Source organism: Chamaesiphon sp., assembly GCF_041737865.1.
Classification (GTDB): Bacteria; Cyanobacteriota; Cyanobacteriia; order Cyanobacteriales; family Chamaesiphonaceae; genus Chamaesiphon.
The window spans coordinates 1-5,168 of sequence record NZ_JBGSQZ010000277.1 but is presented as its reverse complement, the minus strand read 5'-3'; the positions used below and the strand labels follow the sequence as shown (position 1 = coordinate 5,168).

Genomic DNA, 5,168 nt, shown 5'->3' with positions numbered 1-5,168 from the left:
ATCGATAGCTGATGCCAAGGTGCCTTCGTCGGTTAAAGCCGGAGTCAGAGATAATGAAGTAGGGGTAGTCATCGTGGCTGTTTTTGTTTTTGTCTAGCCAGACTCTACCCCTTTTTCCACTCTTTGCGATCTACTGAATCTAACTAACTTAACTCATGCGGACTGGACTGGAAACGTGTTCGTGGATAATCACCCAGCGACCGTCCTGTTTTTCCCAGACCATCGAAGCATGAGCATGTTCGGCATATTTTTTACCCGTATCACGATCCATAAACTCAGTTGTGAATGTGAATGTTGTTGACCCCATTTTGCCGTCCGTAGTGACTTTGACATTATCATCGATCGCGGTTTTTGCCTGTTTTGATGCTTGCATTATCGGTTCCCATAGATCCTTATAGCTCTGGTATCCCTGAGTAACGGTTCCTGCTGGCGAAATCGTGTCAAATTCCAAAAATCGATCGCTGCGGTCGTACAAATGATCGACGCGAGTCATTGCGAAAAGGCTGTCTCCCGAACTCCATCCCTTTTCCCATGCGGTTACACTTTGCTTGAGCAAATCGACATCGTTTGGAGCAGCCTGCACAGGTTGGGCTAGCCCAATACTAATTATGCCGACGACAAGCAATGCCAAGAGATCTCGCAGTAATCTTTTCATTGTAAATTCCTTCTTTTGCGGATAGTCCTTAAAACAAATAAATAATTGAGAACGGCTCTGTTTACCCTAAGTGAAGTATAGTCATGGTTTTAGCCGTGCTTCTACCAAAAGTTGATTGAGCAATTCGAGCTTTTCTTGGCTTAGGTGTCCGAGTTGCTGTCGATGTAGCTGCCAAATCAGGGGATCGAGTTTTTGAATCAGATCTAGACCTAATTGAGTTACTCTGACTCGAACAACGCGACGATCTCCTTCATCTCGTTCGCGTTCGATTGATCGATCCTTCTGCAACCGATCGACTAAACGAGTAATATCAGGATCGCGTGCCACCATGTACTGAGCAATAGACTGGCTCGGAATTCCAGCATTTCCGACTCTTGCAACCACTTTAAGGACATTATAGAGAGGCTGCGACAGATTATACTGCTTGAACAGTTCTGCTACCTCGTCGCTCAAGAGGGCATGAGTCCTAACGAGATTGAGGTAAGCTTCCTGTTCTGGCACTTGAAAGGGCTGAGATTCACCCAATTCTGCGTGGAGAGTGGAATGTCGAGGCATTTTTGTTTTGCTCATACGCTTAATATACTTCGCAAGGATAGTCGTGTCAACAAGTATTTGATACTTGTGTTCTCGTAACAGCCTGTAGCTAACGAGCAAAGGTCTAGAATGGGTTCTATAAATCTGTCTGAGCGATTTCTAGCATCTTACGATAAATGGAAACTGCAAGGATTCCCAGTTCTCATTACCTGAACACACATTCATGTGTTAGGATATACAGATAACTCAAAGGAGAACCATCATGTCTACTGTTACTCAAATGAAATGTGCTTGTAACTCCTGCCTGTGTATAGTTTCGCTCTCAGACGCGATCGTCAAAGACGGCAAACATTACTGCGGCGATGCTTGTGCTAACGGTCATACTACCGGACAAGGTTGCGGACATACAGGCTGTGGCTGCGACAAATAGATGTCAGATCGATCTACCGAACCAGTGACGATCGAGGACGGGGAAGATCTTTGTTGTGAAGCTCCCCATCCCACTCACTCTGACGATACAAATTCCTCACCCACCGAAATGCTCTCGGTGGAAAAGGCACAGCGTCTGTCAGAGTTTTTGGGCTTTCTAGCCGATCCCAATCGGTTGCGAATTCTCTCGATCCTCGCAGCGAAGGAAATGTGCGTTGGCGATCTAGCCGTGATGTTGGAGATGAACGAATCGGCGGTATCCCATCAGTTAAGAACGCTCAGGGCAATCCGATTGGTCAATTTTCGCAAGCAGGGGCGGCATGTATTCTATAGCCTGCAAGATCGTCAGATGCTCGACTTTTATCAGTTAGTGGTCGAGCAGATCGATACAACAATCTAGAAGTTAGTGACAGTTTGGCACTCAGATCCTCTAGCTAGCTGCGTCGATGCAAAACGAAGCCGTTGTTATTTGGGGCGATTCGATCGGATCGCCCTTACGACTTCGATCGCAGCTAAAAGGTAAAAGTAGTCCGCACCGCACCGATGACAGCACCGCTACTATTCGCATCCTGATTCGGTGCCGTCAGATAAATAATCCCTGGCGTGATAATGAGACTATCGCTGACCTTAAACTGATAAAATCCCTCAATATGCAATCCAGCTTTGGTATCTGAACTACCATCACTAGCAAAAGTTACGCGTGGTTCTTGCCCGACGAGGAACCCAGCTAAATTCCCTTTACCACCTAAATCTGGTGCAGCGGCTGTTAGTGCCCAGTTCCAGATTTGTCTGTCTACACCAGCCGCCGATTGATTTTGGGTATAGCCAACCCAACCACCCAAGGCTAACTGAGGATTCAGTTGAAACGAACCTTGCAACCCAAAGTTATTGCTAAGACCACTCAAATTTTCAGCATTATTACTTCCCGTTCCAAATGCTGAGTTCAGAGTCCGAGCATAGGTTACGCCAACTTTAGAATTTTCCCCAGTCTGAAAGGTGAGTTGAGCGATGGCACCATAACCGCCCCCAAATAAGCCACTCCCTGCGGCTGGAGTCTGACCATCATTAGCTAAATAACCCAAACTTAGTTCGGTGGTATCGCTTAACTTATGTCGAACGCCAACACCAACCCCGCTCACTGTATAGTAAATCGAGGGACGATTACCAAATGCCGAAATCGAGCCACTCGCACCATCCCCATCAAAATAAGGATTGATCGTATCGGTAAAGTCATCTGCTGCCCCGGCATTTGCTGCAATTACCACCTGAGTTTGCGATGTGAGTGCAAATTCATATTTGAGCGTATCGATGCCGATGCTACTGGTAGTTGTACCATCAGTCCAAGATAAGTTGCCTTCATTGGTAGTGGTGCCAGTTGTCCCCGCCGTGACATTTTGGTTGGATAAACCTAATCCGACAGCTTGCAGTCGGGTAGTGAGGGTGCCACCATTGATATCCGTGATGAGTTCGAGCCGAGTCCGATGTCCGAAGGCGGGATTGCGCTCGAAATCTCCAGTAAAAGTCCCTGTTGCCCCAAAAATTACTTGTCCTTCCAGTTTGGTGTTTAATGAAAACTGATTGGGTGCTGGAGTTTCTACTTTAGGTGCTTCTGGTGGAACTATTGGATCTGGCGAGGTTATCGGGGGCGGAGGTGTCTGCGTAAGTTCTAATTGGGGGGAGGATGAGGCTCTAGTTTCCGTTTTGTTGGCTTTTTTCTTGACTTTTTTCTGACGAGGTTGCTTTTTTCTGACTGCAATTAGCGGGTTGGGACTAAATTGAGAGACTGTGGCTGTAACCGATCTGGGTGTAGTCGTAATTGAATCTGCGGCTTGGGCACCAGTTACTAATAATAAGGTGGCACATAATCCGCTGGCAGTAATTGTCAGCCAGTTTAGATATTGGTTTAAGTTATTCATTTCGATCGTTTTGAATTGTAAAAATGCTAGTTGCTGTTATTTTAAGAAGCGATTGATGTTACCATTCGTTTGCGTAGCCTCTCTGTGCGCGGAGCGTCTGCTTCAGCAGAAAGAGAATCGCTTGTTTTTAGTTGAGTTCGATTCGATGCTCAGAGTGAAACCGTACAAATGAACTTATTTAGCCGTAAAAGGAGTGAATTTACCACCCAAACCTTCAACGATCGCTTTAGTATTAGAAATCAACATCTTTTGATAAGTTCCACCTGGACTGCTCACTTCACCTAAGCCATCTACATAGAGTTCCTGCTCTGCTACTTTCACTTTTGATTCTTGAGCGATCGCCGTAATTAATTTGGGATTAAGAGTCAACTCTGCAAAAATAGTCGGTACTTGCGCTTTTTTAATTTTGCCAACAAGTTCCTTTGCTCTAGCTGCATTGGGCTTTTCTTCCGTACTCAATCCTTCCAAAGCATCGACCGGAATTCCATAAGCTTGGGAGTAATATCCCAGGGCATCATGAGTGGTAAATAACACCTTTTTGGCAGCCGGAATCGTACCGATTTGAGATTTAATCCAGGTATCGATTTGTCCGAGTTCTGTTGTTAATTTTTGGGTATTTTGTTTATAAGTTGCTGCTTGGGCTGGAACTAGTTTCTCTAAGCTAGCCTCGATCGTTTCGGCGATTTTGATGCCATTCTGGGCATTATTCCAAACGTGCGGATCGGTAGCACTCTTACCATCTTCTTCAAATTTCAGCGGCTGAGTTACCGCTACTTCATGTACGGCTACTTTTGGAGCTGGATTAGATGTTGCTTTAATCGCTTTAGTTAGATCTGGCTCAAAGTCATAGCCACCATATAAGACTAGTTTAGCGTCTTCGATCGATTGTCTGGCTTCTGGTGTCAGTTTGTAGACATGGGGATCGCTACCAGGAGCCAGCAGGCAGACTACATTAACAGTGCTAGCCGCAATTTGTTTGGTCAAGTCGCACAATACAGTATTAGTAACAACTACTTTCGGGCTGCTCTCTGTACTTGCGGCTGTGGTTGCGGCTGGAGTTTCGCTAGCGGTGGGACTAGTGGCATCTGTCGGCTGTTTACTGTCGGGTGTTGTACATCCAGCTAGCACCCCTATTGTTAGTAGTGACGATACCAGCCAGTTGTGGCGGAGTGGTTGGTTTGAATCTGAGCGACGAGGGCTAATTTTCACGATCTGTTGAATTGGTAAATTGTGGGCGGGTTGCTGGCGCAGTGACGGGTGAGGGGCAAAGTCTGTATAGCAAATCTATGATAGAATGAGAATCATTATCGCATCGAGTGAAATCATCTTAAATGGTGGAGCAGCTTGCTGTCAATTGGATCGATCGGCTAGTACGCACTTAAATAGTAACTACTCAGGCTTAAAAAATTAGGGAGATTTTGGATAAACGGTAGTTATGGTTGTAGAATTTGACAGAGATATGGAACGGACAGCAACGCATTGAAGCAGGCACCCAAAAAACTAACTATCAATAAAGACGAAATCCTTGCTTGCTATGCCCAAGGGGAAGAAGCAGTGATGGCGTTGGTAGAAAATTTAGTGGCGCGGATTAATGCACTCGAAGCAAGGATCGAAGTATTAGAAAATCAGAAAAG

At 45.6% G+C, this 5,168-nt stretch carries 6 protein-coding genes; 2 read left to right on the top strand and 4 right to left on the bottom strand.

Annotation, left to right across the window (positions count from 1 at the left end):
* Positions 1-148 precede the first annotated feature (148 nt).
* Together ACEW9J_RS21085 and ACEW9J_RS21080 are read right to left on the bottom strand one after the other, a co-directional pair.
* Positions 149-655 (bottom strand): nuclear transport factor 2 family protein, encoded by a 507-nt coding sequence (locus ACEW9J_RS21085; protein ID WP_373547051.1) that lies wholly within the window; start codon positions 653-655, stop codon positions 149-151.
* Between the two features lie 81 nt (positions 656-736).
* Positions 737-1,210, bottom strand: a complete 474-nt coding sequence (locus tag ACEW9J_RS21080; RefSeq protein WP_373547050.1) for a MarR family winged helix-turn-helix transcriptional regulator — start codon at positions 1,208-1,210, stop codon at positions 737-739.
* Positions 1,211-1,451: 241 nt separating this feature from the next.
* On the opposite strand from ACEW9J_RS21080, the gene ACEW9J_RS21075 reads away from it, so the two are divergent.
* The gene (locus tag ACEW9J_RS21075; RefSeq protein ID WP_310481160.1) at positions 1,452-1,619 is read left to right on the top strand and encodes a metallothionein; all 168 of its coding nucleotides are present in this window, start codon (positions 1,452-1,454) and stop codon (positions 1,617-1,619) included.
* Positions 1,620-2,018: an ArsR/SmtB family transcription factor gene (locus ACEW9J_RS21070; protein WP_373547049.1), complete on the top strand. Its 399-nt coding sequence runs from the start codon at positions 1,620-1,622 to the stop codon at positions 2,016-2,018. It begins immediately after the preceding gene.
* A 112-nt stretch (positions 2,019-2,130) separates the two neighbouring features.
* On the opposite strand, the gene ACEW9J_RS21065 is transcribed toward ACEW9J_RS21070, so the two are convergent.
* Complete coding sequence (locus ACEW9J_RS21065) at positions 2,131-3,534, bottom strand: iron uptake porin (protein WP_373547048.1); 1,404 nt, start codon at positions 3,532-3,534, stop codon at positions 2,131-2,133.
* A 174-nt stretch (positions 3,535-3,708) separates the two neighbouring features.
* Positions 3,709-4,746 (bottom strand): metal ABC transporter solute-binding protein, Zn/Mn family, encoded by a 1,038-nt coding sequence (locus ACEW9J_RS21060; protein ID WP_373547052.1) that lies wholly within the window; start codon positions 4,744-4,746, stop codon positions 3,709-3,711.
* Positions 4,747-5,168 lie beyond the last annotated feature (422 nt).